Origin of the sequence: Arenimonas terrae (assembly GCF_006265115.1) — a bacterium.
In the GTDB taxonomy this organism is placed as follows: Bacteria; Pseudomonadota; Gammaproteobacteria; order Xanthomonadales; family Xanthomonadaceae; genus Arenimonas; species Arenimonas terrae.
The window spans coordinates 1529059-1542525 of sequence record NZ_SMDR01000001.1 but is presented as its reverse complement, the minus strand read 5'-3'; the positions used below and the strand labels follow the sequence as shown (position 1 = coordinate 1542525).

General features: G+C 72.0%; 14 protein-coding genes. 13 read left to right on the top strand and 1 reads right to left on the bottom strand.

Annotation, left to right across the window (positions count from 1 at the left end):
• The first annotated feature begins 16 nt into the window (after window positions 1-16).
• From xpsH to E1B00_RS07300, 13 genes are all read left to right on the top strand, one after another.
• Window positions 17-469, top strand: coding sequence for a type II secretion system protein XpsH (xpsH, locus tag E1B00_RS07355; RefSeq protein ID WP_139447118.1), 453 nt, complete (start codon window positions 17-19; stop codon window positions 467-469).
• Entirely contained in the window at window positions 466-936 is a 471-nt protein-coding gene (locus E1B00_RS15575) for a type IV pilus modification PilV family protein (RefSeq protein ID WP_176693150.1), read from the top strand. Before xpsH ends, E1B00_RS15575 begins: the two co-directional genes overlap by 4 nt.
• Window positions 933-1601, top strand: coding sequence for a prepilin-type N-terminal cleavage/methylation domain-containing protein (locus tag E1B00_RS15570; protein WP_176693149.1), 669 nt, complete (start codon window positions 933-935; stop codon window positions 1599-1601). Before E1B00_RS15575 ends, E1B00_RS15570 begins: the two co-directional genes overlap by 4 nt.
• On the top strand, window positions 1598-2479 hold the full coding sequence (locus tag E1B00_RS07345; RefSeq protein ID WP_139447114.1) for a type II secretion system minor pseudopilin: 882 nt from the start codon (window positions 1598-1600) through the stop codon (window positions 2477-2479). Before E1B00_RS15570 ends, E1B00_RS07345 begins: the two co-directional genes overlap by 4 nt.
• The gene (locus tag E1B00_RS07340) at window positions 2479-3612 is read left to right on the top strand and encodes a PilN domain-containing protein (protein ID WP_139447112.1); all 1134 of its coding nucleotides are present in this window, start codon (window positions 2479-2481) and stop codon (window positions 3610-3612) included. Before E1B00_RS07345 ends, E1B00_RS07340 begins: the two co-directional genes overlap by 1 nt.
• Entirely contained in the window at window positions 3596-4192 is a 597-nt protein-coding gene (gene gspM, locus E1B00_RS07335) for a type II secretion system protein GspM (RefSeq protein WP_139447110.1), read from the top strand. Before E1B00_RS07340 ends, gspM begins: the two co-directional genes overlap by 17 nt.
• Window positions 4189-4947 (top strand): hypothetical protein, encoded by a 759-nt coding sequence (locus E1B00_RS07330; RefSeq protein ID WP_139447107.1) that lies wholly within the window; start codon window positions 4189-4191, stop codon window positions 4945-4947. The genes gspM and E1B00_RS07330 overlap by 4 nt, the downstream gene beginning before the upstream one ends.
• 4 nt (window positions 4948-4951) lie before the next feature.
• Window positions 4952-7138 carry a type II secretion system secretin GspD gene (gene gspD, locus E1B00_RS07325; protein WP_139447104.1) on the top strand — a complete coding sequence of 729 codons (2187 nt, stop codon included), beginning with the start codon at window positions 4952-4954 and terminating at the stop codon, window positions 7136-7138.
• A 1-nt stretch (window position 7139) separates the two neighbouring features.
• Window positions 7140-7910 carry an ABC transporter permease gene (locus E1B00_RS07320; RefSeq protein WP_139447102.1) on the top strand — a complete coding sequence of 257 codons (771 nt, stop codon included), beginning with the start codon at window positions 7140-7142 and terminating at the stop codon, window positions 7908-7910.
• Window positions 7907-9097 (top strand): ABC transporter ATP-binding protein, encoded by a 1191-nt coding sequence (locus tag E1B00_RS07315; protein ID WP_139447100.1) that lies wholly within the window; start codon window positions 7907-7909, stop codon window positions 9095-9097. Before E1B00_RS07320 ends, E1B00_RS07315 begins: the two co-directional genes overlap by 4 nt.
• Window positions 9094-9951 carry a glycosyltransferase family 2 protein gene (locus E1B00_RS07310; protein ID WP_139447098.1) on the top strand — a complete coding sequence of 286 codons (858 nt, stop codon included), beginning with the start codon at window positions 9094-9096 and terminating at the stop codon, window positions 9949-9951. The genes E1B00_RS07315 and E1B00_RS07310 overlap by 4 nt, the downstream gene beginning before the upstream one ends.
• 9 nt (window positions 9952-9960) lie before the next feature.
• A complete protein-coding gene (locus E1B00_RS07305; RefSeq protein ID WP_139447096.1) occupies window positions 9961-10800 on the top strand; it encodes a class I SAM-dependent methyltransferase in 840 nt (279 codons plus the stop codon).
• 65 nt (window positions 10801-10865) lie between these two features.
• Entirely contained in the window at window positions 10866-11702 is an 837-nt protein-coding gene (locus E1B00_RS07300) for a glycosyltransferase family 2 protein (RefSeq protein WP_425456471.1), read from the top strand.
• Window positions 11703-11771: 69 nt separating this feature from the next.
• Here E1B00_RS07300 and ettA read toward each other — a convergent pair whose 3' ends face one another.
• Window positions 11772-13433, bottom strand: a complete 1662-nt coding sequence (gene ettA, locus E1B00_RS07295; protein ID WP_139447092.1) for an energy-dependent translational throttle protein EttA — start codon at window positions 13431-13433, stop codon at window positions 11772-11774.
• Window positions 13434-13467 lie beyond the last annotated feature (34 nt).

Genomic DNA, 13467 nt, shown 5'->3' with positions numbered 1-13467 from the left:
CCCGGGTAGCCCGCCGATGAAACGCCTGCGCGGGTTTTCCCTGATCGAGCTGACGGTGGTGCTGGTGCTGATCGCCACGCTCGCCGGCATCGGCGCGATGGTGATCACCGCTGCGCTTCCCGGCCAGCAGCTGCGCAGCGCCGCGCGCGAGGTGGCCGTGCAGCTGCGTTTCACCCGCGCCCAGGCCATCGCCACCGGCCGCCCGCAGACCTTCTCGATGGACGTGATCGGCAGGCGCTGGAGCGCGGCGGGGCAGCGCGAGGGCGCACTGCCCGCCGAACTCGAGCTCGTCGCCACCACCGCGCGCGAAGCGCAGCCCGCCGACCGCACCGCCAGCGTGCGGTTTTTCCCGGATGGCGCCGCCACCGGCGGGCGTTTCGTGCTCAAGCGCGGCGACGCCGCCTGGCGCGTGGACGTGGCCTGGCTCACGGGCGAAGTCACGCTCAGCCGCGGCGAGGGCCGGCCGTGACGCCGCGGCAGAAACGACCGCAGAGCGGCTTCAGCCTGCTCGAGGTAATGCTGGCCTTCGCCCTGCTGGCGGTGGGCCTGGGCATCCTGATCGCCATCCTCGGCGGCGGCCTGACCCAGGTTCGCGACGCCGGCGACGCCAGCGAAGCCACCCTGCATGCGCAGTCGGTGCTGGACGAACTGGGCGTGCTGGCGCCGATCGAACCGGGCCGCCAGGAAGGGCAGAGCGAGGACGGCCGCTACCGCTGGGTCATGGAGATCCGCGAGACCGAGGATCCGCTGCCGGTCGATCCCGTCGACCCCGGCACCGCGCCGGTGGAGACGGTCGGCCTGCAGATGGCCGGCGCGCCGGTGCTCTACCGCGTACAGCTCGACATCGCCTGGGGCGAGGACGCCTATGCGCGCAGCCTGCGCTTCGCGACGCTGCGCGCGCGCCTGCCGACGCCGCCGGCCGGAGCCCTGCCGTGAAGCGCGTGCGCGGCTTCAGCCTGATCGAGGTGCTGCTGGCCACGGCCCTGCTCGCGACCGGGTTGGCCCTGGCCTTCGGCGCCCTGGTCAACGCCACTCGCGCCACCGAACGCGCCGAGGCCATGGCCCAGCGCCAGGAGCGGCTGCGCGCCGTGCAGGGTTTCCTGCGCCGCCAGCTCGACGGCGCGCTGAACCTGCCGTTCGAGTTCAACGAAGGCACCGGCGAATCGAAGGTGTTCGAGGCCGACGAACGCCTGCTGCGTTTCGTCGCGCCCATGCCCGGGTATCTCTCCCGCGGCGGTCCCTACCTGCAGACCTTTCGCCTGGTGCCCGGCGGCGACGGCCTGCGGCTGGAGTTCGAGCACCAGCTGCTGACGCCGGAAGGCGCGATCGAGGCCGAGCGCGAGCCCGAGGTGCTGCTCGAGGGTATCGCCGAGGGTGCGTTCGCGCTGCGCACGCTCGACGAGCAGGGCCAGCTCGGCGGCTGGCTGCCGCGCTGGGAGCGGCCGGAGACGATTCCGCGGCTGGTGCGGCTGGACCTGCGGATGCGGGATCCGGCCTCCGCCTGGCCGCGCCTGGTCGCCGCGCCCCGCCTGGGCGGTGGCCTCTCCATCCAGCCTGCGCTCGGCGGGCCGACGCCCGATGCCGAGGAGGGCCAGCAGTGATCCGGCCGATGCGCGGCGCCGCCCTGCTGCTGGTGCTCTGGCTGCTGATGCTGCTGGCCGGCCTGGTGTCGGTGTTCGCGCTGTCGGCGCGCACCGAAGCGCTGCAGGGCAGCGCGCTGCGCGTGCAGGCCGCGGCGCGGCACGCCGCCGACGCCGGCATCGAGCTGGCCGCGCTGCGCATGTCGGCGCCGGACAGCCGCCAGCGCTGGGTGCCCGATGCGCGCGCCAACGAATTCCCCTTCGAGGGTTACCGCATCCAGGTGCGGGTGCAGGACGAGGCCGGCAAGTTCGACCTCAACGTGACCGACCCGACGCGTCTCGCGGCGCTGATGGTGGCGCTGGGTGTGGAGGAGTCGCGGGCCCGGGTCCTGGCCGGCACCATCCAGGACTGGCGCGACCCGGACGAACTGCTGGCGCTCGAAGGCGGCGCCGAGGACCGCGACTACGCAGCCGCCGACCTGCCTTACGGCGCCAAGGACCAGCCCTTCACCACGCTGTCGGAACTGCAGCAGCTGCTGGGCATGGACGAGGCCACCTACCGGCTGCTGGTGCCCTACGTCACCGTGTTCACCGCGCGCGCCTCGCCGGAAGCGGCCTTCGCGCAGCCGCCGGTGCTGCAGGCGATGGGCCTGGAGCCGGCGCAGATCGCGCAGCTGGTGGCGGCGCGCGAGTCCTGGCGGCCCGGCCTTCCGCCCCCGCTGATGCCCGATGGCAGCACCCTCGCCGCGGTGGGGTCCGGCACGTATAGTGTGGCCAGCCGCGCCACCCGCCCGGACGGCTCGCAGGTCGAAGTCACCGCCACGCTGCGCATCGGCGCCGGCACCGGCTTCGGCCAACTGTATGCTCCGCTGGCCTGGCGGGCGGGAGAACCTGACTGATGCCCGCCGCCGATCGATTCTCCGCACTGGTCGAACCCCTGAGACTGCGCCTGGCGGCGAGCCCGCTGCCGCGATGGTCGCGCGACGCCGCGCAGACCGTGCTCGGCCTGCTGCCGGCGCGCTGGCGCGACTGGGTCGTCGGCGAACAGCAGCGCCTCTACCTGCTGCGGCACCAGGACGAGATCGCCCTGATCGCCGGCGGCCGCAGCGGCGACCGCGAGCTGGGCCGCCTGCCGCTGGAGGAGTCGGTGCTGGCCTCGGTGCGCCAGCGGCTGGACGACGCGGCCATCCCGGCCTGGCTGCTGCTGCCTTCGGCCAATGTCCTGCGCCGCAGCCTCAGTCTGCCCACCGCCGCCGAACCGCGCCTGCGCGAAGTGCTGGCCTTCGAACTCGACCGGCAGACGCCGTTCAGCGCCGACCAGGTCAGCCACCAGGGCCGCGTGCTGTCGCGCGATCCCGCCACACAGCAGATGCAGGTCGAGCTGCTGGTGCTGCCGCGCGCCCGTCTGGAGGCCGAGCTGCATGCGTTGGGTCCCCTGGCCGAGGGCCTGGCCGGCGTCGACGCGATCGAACCCGACGGCCGTCGCCTGGGCCTGAACCTGCTGCCGGCCGGTCGCCGCGAGCAGGGACGCGATCCGGTGCGCCGCCTGAATGCCCTGCTTGCCCTGGTCGCCGGTGCCGCGCTCCTGGGCGCGCTGCTGCTCACCCTGCACAACCGCAGCGAGCGGCTCGAGGACCTGCGCCGCCAGGTCGCCCAGGCCACCGACGACGCGCGCCAGGCGCGCCAGGTGCGCAACCAGCTGCAGATATCCGCGCAGGCGGCGAACTTCCTCGCCACCAGCCGCGCCAGCCGGCCGACGATGCTCGAACTGCTCGACGACCTGAGCCGGCGCATTCCCGACGACACCTCGCTCGACAAGCTGGCGGTGAACGAGGGCAAGCTGGTGATGGTCGGCCAGAGCCGCGCCGCGCCCGCCCTGGTCGGCCTGCTGCAGGCTTCGCCGCTGCTGTCGGGCCCGGCGCTGTCGGGCGCCGTGCAGGCCGATCCGCGCAGCGGCCGCGACCGTTTCACCCTGACCGCCGACGTGGTCGAACAAGGCAGCCCGGAGGCCGGCGATGACGTCCGCCGCTGAGCGCCTGCGCGTTGCCGCGATCGCCACCGCGGCCCTGGCGTTGGTCTACCTGGTCACGCTGCACTGGTGGTTCACCGCACCGATGCTGGCGATGGGCGACCAGATCGCCAGCCTGCGCGACGAAGAACTGGCGCTGCGCATGGAGATCGCGCAGCGTCCCGAACTCGAGCGCGAGCTGGCCCGCGTCCGCGAGTTCGAGGCCGGCAACCCGGGCTTCCTGCCCGAAGCCAACCGCCAGCTCGCCACCGCGGCGCTCGTGCAGCGGCTCGAGTCGGTGGTCGGCCAGGCCAGCCCACAGGCCTCGCGCTGCCAGATCACCGCCCGTACCCCCTCCGACACCCGCAGCGAAGAACCGTTCGAGCGCGCCACCGTGCAGGTGCGCCTGCGCTGCGGCATGGCCGAGCTGGGCGCGGTGCTGCACGCGCTGGAAAGCGGCAGCCCGCAGCTGTTCGTGGACAATCTCGACCTGCTGTCGCGGCGCAGCTACCTGGGCACCGGCCTGGAGGGCGGCGCGCTGGACGTGAGCTTCGACCTGTACGGCTACCTCAAGTCCTCGCCCGCCGCGGGAGCCGCGCCATGATCGGTGCGCTGCGGCCGACGGGTGCCCTGCTGGCGGCATTGGCGGCCTGGTCGCTGGCCCTGCTGGCGCTGGCGATCATGGGGCTCGGCGCGCGCGTCGGCCTGCATCCGTCGAACGCCACGCTGGCGCCACCGCTGCCGCAGGTGTCGCTGACCCCGACCGACTCGCGCCTGGGTCCGCTGTCGGACTATCTGGAAGTCGGCAGCCGGCCGCTGCTCAGCGCCGATCGGCGTCCGCCGCCGGTCACCGACGCCGGCGACGGCAGCGACGAAGCCCCGCTCGACGTGATCCTGACCAGCGTGCTGATCGCCGGCGACGTGAAACTCGCGATCGTGCAGCGCCAGGGTGATCCGGCCAGCCTGCGCGTGCGCCTGGGCGAAACGGTGGCCGGCACCGGTTGGCGGCTGGTCGAACTGCAGCCGCGCCGCGCCGTGTTCGAAGGCCCGCAGGGGCGGCGCGAGCTGGATCTGCGCGTGTTCGACGGCAGCGGCGGCACCACCGTCGTCTCGGGCACGCCGAGGCCGCCGCCTGCGGCCGCGCTGCCCGCTCCGGCCGCACCCAAGCCCGCGGGCGGGGCCGTCACCCAGGGCGGCACCGAAGCGGTCGCCGCGGCACCGGCGCCGTCCGAGGATTCGCAGCCCGCGGCCGAGATGACCCAGGAACAGCAGGTCGAAGCGATCCGTCGCCGCATCGAGGCGCGCCGCGCCCAGATGCGCGCCGAGAACGCGCGACGCGACAGCCAACAGGTAGAGTAGCCGCATGAATCGAGCGTTCCGTCCCCGCCTCTTCGCCGCGACCGTGCTGCTGGTCTTCCTGTCGGGCTGCGTCACGGCGCCCCGGCCGGTGCTCAGCCGCGGCGGCGACCCGCTGGCCGGCCGCGCGCCGGCCCAGGCGCCCGCCGCCGGCAGCGACACGGCATCCGCCGAAGCGGCGCCGGTCGCCGCCGAAACGCCGGGCGCCAGCCTCACGCCCGGCACCGGCCGCGTCATCGACCAGCGCATCGCCGCGCAGCCGGCGCCGTCGCTGGACATGCCCGGCGAGGCGACCTTCAACTTCGAGGGCGAACCGGTGCACGCCGTGGTCAAGGCCATCCTCGGTGACCTGCTGCAGCAGAACTATGTCATCGCCCCGAACGTGCAGGGCCAGGTGACGCTGGCGACGCCGCGCCCGGTCAACGCGGCGCAGGCGCTGAGCCTGCTGGAGATGGTGCTGGGCTGGAACAACGCCCGCCTGGTCTGGTCCGACGGCCGCTACAACGTGCTGCCGACCGAACAGGCCATCGCCGGCAACCTCTCGCCGCGTACCGGCGGCGCCGCCGATGCACGCGGCTACGAAGTGCGCGCGGTGCCGCTGCAGTACATCTCGGCCAGCGAGATGAAGAAGGTGCTCGAGCCGTACGCGCGCCCGAACGCGGTGGTCAATGTCGACAACGCCCGCAACCTGATCACCCTCGCCGGCACCCGCGCCGAGCTGCAGAACTACCTGCGCACGGTGCAGATTTTCGACGTCGACTGGCTGGCCGGCATGTCGGTGGGCGTGTTCCCGCTGCAGTCGGGCGAAGCCACCAAGATCGTCGACTCGCTCGAGGGCATCTTCGGCGACGGCGGCAACACGCCGGTGTCGGGCATGTTCCGGTTCATGCCGCTGGAAGGGCAGAACGCGGTGATGGTGATCACGCCGCAGCCGCGCTACCTGCGCGAGGCCCAGATCTGGATCGAGCGCCTGGACGCCGGCGGCGGCGAAGGCGCGCGGCTCTACACCTACGAAGTCCTGTACATGAAGGCCGTGGACCTGGCCGAGCAGCTGAGCCAGGTGTTCGGCGGCGGCAGCGGCGGCACCCAGGAGGGCCCCGCCGGCCCGCCCTCGCTGATGCCCGGCCTGGAGCCGGTGCAGATACGCTCCATCGACCAGCCCGCGCCCGACGCCGCCGACCCGAAGGCGCGCGCCGAAAGCGCCGCCCGGGCCGCCGGCCCGTCCGGCGCCGCCGGCAAGGGCGGCGAAGGCATCGCGCTGGGCAACAGCAGCGACGTGTCCATCAGCGCGGTCGAAGAATCCAACGCCCTGCTGGTGCGCGCCACGCCCGGGCAGTGGGAGTCGATCCGCCGCGCCATCGAGCGCCTGGACACGATGCCGCTGCAGGTGCACATCGAGGCGCAGATCATCGAGGTGCAGCTGCAGGGCCAGCTCAGCTACGGCGTGAACTGGTTCTTCGAGAATGCGGTGGTGGACGAGGCCGAGCTGCCCAGCGCGCTGGGCCGCAACATCTGGGGCGACATCACCGGCAGCGCCGGCCAGGGCGGCCTGGGCTGGACCTTCCTGGGCCGCAACGCCGCCGCGGTGATCACCGCGCTCGACGACGTCTCGGACGTGCGCGTGCTGTCGACGCCCTCGGTGGTGGTGCGCAACAACGCCGAGGCCAAGCTCGACGTCGGCACCAAGATCCCGGTCAACAGCACCAGCTTCAACCCGATCGCCGGCGACCCGGGCTCGGGCAACGGAACCTTCACCCAGGTGCAGTACCTGGACACCGGCGTGATCCTGACCGTGACCCCGCGCATCAGCCGCGACGGCACCGTGTTCATGGAGATCGAGCAGGAAGTCAGCTCGCCCGGCGACACGCCGGACGACAACGGCAACCTGCCGATCAACAAGCGCAACCTGATTACCGAGGCGGCGATCCAGAGCGGCGAGACCGTGATGCTGGCCGGCCTGATCTCCGACAGCACGCTCGACGGCAGCGTCGGCGTGCCCGGCCTGAGCCGCCTCCCGGTGATCGGCGCCCTGTTCGGCAAGAAGACCCAGAACTCGCTGCGCACCGAGGTGGTGATCCTGGTCACGCCGCGCGTGATCCGCGACCCGGCCGAAGCGCGCAAGCTCACCGACGAGTACGGCGAACGCTTCCGCGCGCTCGAGCCGTTGCGCAAGGCGGAAGCCGAAGCCCGCTGACATGGGCCCGGCCGTACCCGCCGTCTTCCGCGAGCTGTTGCGCCGCGAGCTGGAGGAACGCTATCGCGGCAGCGTGCTGGGCGTGGCCTGGCTGGTGCTGCTGCCGCTGCTGCAGCTGGCGGTGCTGGCCTGGGTCTTCGGCCACCTGCTGCCGGCCCGCGCGAACGCCGGAACCCTGCCGTACGCCGCCTTTCTCGCGCTGGGCCTGTGGCCCTGGAACCTGTTCGCCAACGCCGCCAACCGCGGCGTCACCGCGCTCACCGACAACGCCGCGCTGATCGGCAAGGTCGCGGTGCCGCATCGGCTGTACCCGGACGTGCGCGTGACGGCCAGCGTGGTGATCGACCTGGTCGGCTTCGCCCTGGTGCTGGTCGCGCTGCGGCTGATCGGGGTCGAGCTGCACGTCGCGGGCCTGCCGGCGGCGCTGGCCGCACTGGCGGTGATCGGCATGTTCGCGCTGGCGGCGGCGCGGCTGCTGGCGGTGCTGCAGGTGTTCCTGCGCGACATCGCCACCCTGGTGGGCCAGCTGCTGGTGCTGGGCTTCTTCCTGACCCCGGTGCTGTACGAGCGCAGCCTGCTGCCGGCGGCCGCGGCGCACTGGCTGGTGTTCAACCCGCTGGTGGTGCCGGTGGAAAGCGTTCGACATGCGCTGGAGGGAGCGCCGGTGGACTGGCCCGCGCTGGCGCTGTGCGCGGTGCTGGCGGGGGTGCTGCTGGTGCTGGCCACCGCCTTGTTCCGCGCCGCGCGCAGCCACCTGGAGGATTTCCTGTGAGCGTCGAACCGCTGGTCCGGGTCGCCGGCCTGGGCAAGCGCTATCCGGTGCTGGGCCATCGCGGCGACCGCATCAGCGCGCTCTGGGACGTGGTGCGCGGCCGGCCGCCGCGGCGCGTGGTCAGCGTGCTAGAGGACGTGAACTTCGAGGTGCGCCCCGGCGAGTCGCTGGCGGTTATCGGCGAAAACGGCGCCGGCAAGTCCACCCTGCTCAAGCTGCTGACCGGCGTGCTGACGCCCAGCCGCGGCAGTGTCTCGACCCGCGGCAGCATCGGCGCGCTGCTGGAGCTGGGCGCGGGCTTCCACCCCGAGCTCAGCGGCCGCGACAACGTTCGCCTGTCGGCGGCGCTGCACGGGCTGGACGCCTCGACGCTGGCGGCCAGGCTGCCCGAGATCGAGGCCTTCGCCGACATCGGCGGCTATATCGACGAACCGGTGAAACACTACTCGTCCGGCATGGTCGTGCGGCTGGGGTTCGCGGTGATCGCCGCGGTGCGGCCGCAGCTGCTGATCACCGACGAAGTGCTGGCCGTGGGCGACGAGAACTTCCAGCGCAAGTGCATCCGCTGGCTCGACGACTACCTGGCCACCGGCGGGACCCTGTTGCTGGTCTCGCACAGCATGTACCACGTGCAGAAGCTGTGCCGCCGCGCGATATGGCTGCACGAGGGGCGGGTGGCCGCGTTGGGCGACGTGTTCGAGGTCAGCCAGCGTTATCTCGCGGCGCAGGAGGCGCGCCAGGCGGTCGAAGCCGCGGCGCCTGTGCCGGCGGGGCGCCCGGAGTTCAGCGTCGAATCGGTGGCCATCAACGGCAGCGACGGCCAGGGGCCGGCCACGGTGCTCGCCGGCGACCGCCTGGTGCAGGACGTGGTGCTGCACAGCCGCGACGGCCGCGCGCCGGTGATGCTCAACGGCTGGGTGCGGGCCGACGGCACCCCGGTCTACGGCGTCAGTTCCGAGATGGACGGCATCGCGGCCGAGGCGCTGGGCGACGGGCGCTTTCGTTTCCGCCTCTGTTTCGAGCCGTTGACCCTGCTGCCGGGCAGTTACCGGCTGCGCACGCACGCGCTCGACCCCGAGGGCCTGCGCCTGTTCGACACCCTCGACCGCGAAGTCGAGGTCGCCGGCCAGGCGCGCGAATACGGCCTGGTGCGGCTGCCGCACCGCTGGCTGGAGCCGGGCGCATGAGCCGGCGGCCGACCGTGGTCGTGCCGGTCTACAACGCGCTCGACGACCTCGACGCGTGCCTGGCCTCGCTCGACCGTACCCTGCCGGCAGCCAGCCCGGTGCTGCTGGCCGACGACGCCTCGACCGACCCGCGCATCGAGCCGCTGGCCCGCGGCTGGTGCGAACGCAGCGCGCTGGCGGCGCGCTACCTCCGGCGCGAATCCAACCTCGGCTTCCCCGGCAACTGCAACGCCGCCTTCGCCGACACCGGCGACGCCGACGTGGTGCTGCTCAATTCCGACACCGTCACCACGCCGGGCTGGCTGGAGCAGATCGCCCGCTGCGCCGCCAGCGACCCGCGCATCGCCACCATCACGCCGTGGTCGAACAACGCCGAGATCTGCTCCTTCCCGCGCTTTTGCGAGGACAACCCCGTGCCCGAGCACCCGGACGCGGTGGCCGAAGCGGCCGCCGGCCTGCATCCGGCGCAATACCCGGAACTGCCGACCGCGGTCGGCTTCTGCATGTTCCTGCGCCGCGCCGCCCTGGACCAGCTGGGCGGTTTCGACGCCGCCACCTTCGGCCAGGGCTATGGCGAGGAGAATGATTTCTGCCTGCGCGCCGCCGCCATGGGCTGGCGCAACGTGCTGTGCGAGACCGCCTATGTGGTGCACCGCGGCGGCGCTTCCTTCGGCCCCTTGGGGCTGGCGCCCAACGGCGACAACCTGGCCCGGCTGCTGGCGCGCTGGCCCGACTACAACGAACGGGTCGCGCGTTTCATCATGGCCGACCCGCTGCGGACGCTGCGCGGGCGGCTGCAGGAGCGCATCGAGGCCCTGGCGCGTTCGGGCCCGCAGCGTGACCTGTTCGGCTAGCATTCGCGCATGGACGAGCCGATCCTTCCCTTCACCGGCGAGCGCTACACGCCCGAGCGCGATCGCGAGATCGCCTACGAGCACTGGCACCGCTACGCCTTCGCCCGCGCCTTCGCGCCCGGCCGCCGCGTGCTCGACGCCGCCTGCGGCGAGGGCTACGGCAGCGCGCTGCTGGCCCGCGGCGGCGGTCAGGTGCTGGGCGTGGACATCGAACCCGGGGCCGTGGCGCATGCGCGCGCCCGTTACGCCGGCGTGCCCGGCCTGCGCTTCGAGGCCGGCGACGCCACCGCGCTGGACGCGCTGCCGGACGCCGGCTTCGACCTGATCGTCAGCTTCGAGACGCTGGAACACGTGCACGCGCACGAGCGCCTGATGGACGGCTTCGCCCGCCTGCTGGCGCCGGGCGGGCTGCTGCTGGTCTCGACGCCCGACAAACACACCTACACCGACCTCACCGGCGAGCAGAACCCGCACCACGTACGCGAGCTCTACCGCGACCAGTTCGAGGCGCTGCTGGCGGCGCGCTTCCCGGCGCGGCGGCTGTACGCGCAGAAGCTGCTGTTCCAGTCGGTGCTGTGGTCGCTCGACGGTGCGCCCGGCGCGGTCGCAGGGCTGACCCAGGACGGGCAGGGCATCGCCGACGGGTTCGGTTACGCGCCGATGTACTACGTCGCCGCCTGCGCCCGCAGCGATGGGGACCTGCCGGTGCTGCCGGCGCTGTCGCTGTTCGGCGATTCCGCCGAATCGGTGTACGCCGACTACCGCGACGAAGTGCGGCGCAACCGCGCCGCCGCCGCCCATATCGCCCATCTCGAAGCCGAGCTGGCGCGCCTGCGGGGCCAGGGGTGAGCAACACCACCCACGATTTCCCGGTGATCGGCGACACCGGCCAGCGCGACTTCAACGCGCGCGACATCGGCGTGGTGGTGGTGAGCTATGCCAGCGCCGCGACCATCGAGGCCTGCCTGTTCCGCCTTCTGGCCGCGCGCGATGTCGCCCGGGTGGTGGTGATCGACAACGCCTCGCCCGACGACAGCGCCGACCGCGCCGAACGCATGGCCGCGCGCGACCGCCGCCTGACCGTGGTGCGCAACGCCGAAAACCGCGGCTTCGCCGCCGCCTGCAACCAGGGCGCGACGGCGATGTCGCAGTCCTGGGTGGCCTTCGTGAACCCGGACGCCTACGTCGAGCGCGACACGCTCGCGCGCCTGGTATCGCACGCGCGCACGCGGCCGGGCGCCGGCCTGCTGGGTGTGGAGCTGGTGGACGAGGCCGGCGTCGTGGACCTGGCCTCGCGCCGCGCCGATCCCTCGCTGCGCGCGCAGATGACCGGCCTGGGCAACCGCGACGACCTCTATCTGGGCCGCGATCCCGCGCTGGCGCTGCAGCCCGTGGACGCGGTGTCCGGCGCGCTGATGCTGATGCCGCTGGGCCTGTTCGTGCGCCTGGAGGGTTTCGACGAAGGCTACCGCCTGCACGCCGAGGACCTGGACCTGTGCCGCCGGGTGCGCGCCGCCGGCTACGAGGTGGTCGTGGCCAACGACCTGCGCGTGGTGCACGTGCGCGGCGTGTCGAGCCGGCGCCGCCCGTTCTGGGTCGAATGGCAGAAGCACCGAGGGCTGTGGCGCTACTTCCGCAAGTTCGAGGCCGCCGACACGCCGGCCTGGCAGCGGCCGCTGCTGTGGTGCGCGGTCTGGGCGCATTACGGACTGGCCGCGCCGCGCGCCTGGTGGCGCGCCCGCCAAAACTGATCCGGGGTCAGAGTGCATTTATCTTCGGTCGCGACCGAAGATAAATGCACTCTGACCCCGGATTTCCGCTTACTTGAGCGCCTTGTAGCGCAGGCGGTGCGGCCGCGCGCCTTCTTCGCCCAGGCGGCGCTTCTTGTCTTCTTCGTACTCGCGGTAGTTGCCCTGGTAGAACTCGACGTGCGAGTCGCCTTCGAAGGCGATGATGTGCGTGGCGATGCGGTCGAGGAACCAGCGGTCATGCGAGATGACCAGGGCGCAGCCCGGGAACTCCAGCAGCGCGTCTTCCAGCGCACGCAGGGTTTCGATGTCGAGGTCGTTGGACGGTTCGTCGAGCAGCAGCACGTTGCCGCCCTGCAGCAGGGTCTTGGCCATGTGCAGGCGGCCGCGTTCACCACCCGAGAGCGTGCCGACCAGCTTCTGCTGGTCGCTGCCCTTGAAGTTGAAGCGGCCGATGTAGGCGCGCGATTGGATCTCGACCTTGCCGATCGTGATGATGTCGCTGCCGCCGGACACCGCCTGCCAGACGTTCTTGTCGGCTTCCAGCGCGTCGCGGCTCTGGTCGACATAGGCGATCTTGACCGTGTGGCCGACGTTGACTTCGCCCTTGTCCGGCTTCTCGGCGCCGGTGATCATCTTGAACAGCGTCGACTTGCCGGCGCCGTTGGGGCCGATGATGCCGACGATGGCGCCCGGCGGGATGGTGATGTTGAGGTCGTCGATCAGCAGGCGGTCGCCGAAGCTCTTGGAGACGTTCTTGAACTCGATCACCTTGTCGCCCAGGCGCTCGCCCGGCGGGATGAAGAGTTCGTTGGTCTCGTTGCGCTTCTGGTATTCGACCGACTGCAGGTCCTCGAGCCTCTGCAGACGGGCCTTGCCCTTGCTGCGGCCGCCCTTGGCGTTCTGGCGCGACCACTCCAGCTCCTTCTGCAGGGCTTTCTGACGGCCCTTCTCGGCCGACTCTTCCTGCTTCAGGCGCTCGGTCTTCTGGGTCAGCCACTCGCTGTAGTTGCCCTTCCACGGAATGCCGCGGCCGCGGTCGAGTTCGAGGATCCACTCGGCGGCGTTGTCGAGGAAGTAGCGGTCGTGGGTGACGGCCACCACGGTGCCCGGGAAGCGGGTGAGGAACTGTTCCAGCCACTCGACCGACTCGGCGTCGAGGTGGTTGGTGGGTTCGTCGAGCAGCAGCATGTCGGGCTTGGACAGCAGCAGGCGGCACAGCGCCACGCGGCGCTTCTCGCCGCCGGAGAGCTTGCCGCAGATCGCGTCCCAGGGCGGCAGGCGCAGCGCGTCGGCGGCGATTTCCAGCTGCAGCTCCAGCGTGGCGGCGTCGCCGGTGGCCAGGATGGCCTCCAGGCGCTGCTGCTCGGCGGCGAGCTTGTCGAAGTCGGCGTCTTCTTCCGCGTACGCGGCATAGACCTTGTCCAGCAGCTCCTGCGCGTGAAGCAGGTCGCCCACGCCTTCCTCGACGGCCTGGCGCACGGTGTGCTCGGGGTTCAGGCGCGGCTCCTGCTCGAGGTAGCCGACCTTGATGCCCGGCTGCGGGCGCGCTTCGCCGGTGAAGTCCTGGTCGACGCCGGCCATGATGCGCAGCACGGTGGACTTGCCCGAACCGTTCAGGCCCAGCAGGCCGATCTTGGCGCCCGGATAGAAGGACAGCGAGATGTCCTTGATGATCTGGCGCTTCGGCGGCACGGTCTTGCTGACGCCGATCATGGTGTAGATGTACTGCATTGCACGCTCTCTCTGGCGCAGGGCGCGGCCGCGC

Coding starts and splice junctions, on each gene's coding strand:
- E1B00_RS07330 (WP_139447107.1), top strand. CDS start 4,189: ATGATCGGTGCGCTGCGGCCGACGGGTGCCCTGCTGGCGGCATTGGCG.
- E1B00_RS07320 (WP_139447102.1), top strand. CDS start 7,140: ATGGGCCCGGCCGTACCCGCCGTCTTCCGCGAGCTGTTGCGCCGCGAG.
- E1B00_RS07340 (WP_139447112.1), top strand. CDS start 2,479: ATGCCCGCCGCCGATCGATTCTCCGCACTGGTCGAACCCCTGAGACTG.
- gspD (WP_139447104.1), top strand. CDS start 4,952: ATGAATCGAGCGTTCCGTCCCCGCCTCTTCGCCGCGACCGTGCTGCTG.
- E1B00_RS07310 (WP_139447098.1), top strand. CDS start 9,094: ATGAGCCGGCGGCCGACCGTGGTCGTGCCGGTCTACAACGCGCTCGAC.
- gspM (WP_139447110.1), top strand. CDS start 3,596: ATGACGTCCGCCGCTGAGCGCCTGCGCGTTGCCGCGATCGCCACCGCG.
- xpsH (WP_139447118.1), top strand. CDS start 17: ATGAAACGCCTGCGCGGGTTTTCCCTGATCGAGCTGACGGTGGTGCTG.
- ettA (WP_139447092.1), bottom strand. CDS start 13,433: ATGCAGTACATCTACACCATGATCGGCGTCAGCAAGACCGTGCCGCCG.
- E1B00_RS07305 (WP_139447096.1), top strand. CDS start 9,961: ATGGACGAGCCGATCCTTCCCTTCACCGGCGAGCGCTACACGCCCGAG.